This window comes from Vibrio genomosp. F10 str. 9ZD137, from assembly GCF_049974785.1.
Classification (GTDB): Bacteria; Pseudomonadota; Gammaproteobacteria; order Enterobacterales; family Vibrionaceae; genus Vibrio.
The window spans coordinates 1-513 of record NZ_JBNGCJ010000079.1; the positions used below are offsets into that span (position 1 = coordinate 1).

Below are 513 nucleotides of genomic sequence, written 5' to 3' on the forward strand. Positions count from 1 at the left end.
CCGTCATGTAATCTCGCACGGCGTTGCCTTGTGCTACGGCACTGGCCTCTATTTCAATATGCCCTGCACCTGATAGTTCAGGAATTCGACCTGTAATGCGCTTTGCATGAACATCCACCAACGTGGCGTCTTGTGAATCTAAGTACATAGCGGCATTTTCAAACAAGAGATCGAGTTGCAGATCAGTGATCGGAGGCCATGCAGTATCAAAACTGAACTTCGCTTGCTTCAGCCCTACCCAGGCTTGGAATATTCCATCATTATTGTGATAAGGGAAATCACCAAGCTCACCGTACCAAAGCAGTTTTGACGTATTTACTTTACCGGCTTGGATTCCCGTTGATAAGTAATCCGTTAAGCCCTGACCTAACGCTAATGTCGGTAAATATCGCCAAGTCTGACCTGCGTTGTATAAATCAGCTTCGGCATAAAAAGAGAGAAATGGACTGCGGTTTTCTGGAAAATCTAAACGGAATGCTCCTAACACTTGCAAGTCAGATCGGAAGAGCGGTT

General features: G+C 45.8%; 1 protein-coding gene. It reads right to left on the reverse strand.

Annotated elements, in window-relative coordinates:
• Positions 1–513, reverse strand: a 513-nt coding sequence (locus tag ACP45E_RS00990) for a DUF3971 domain-containing protein (protein ID WP_277815665.1), incomplete at both ends; no start/stop codon positions are given.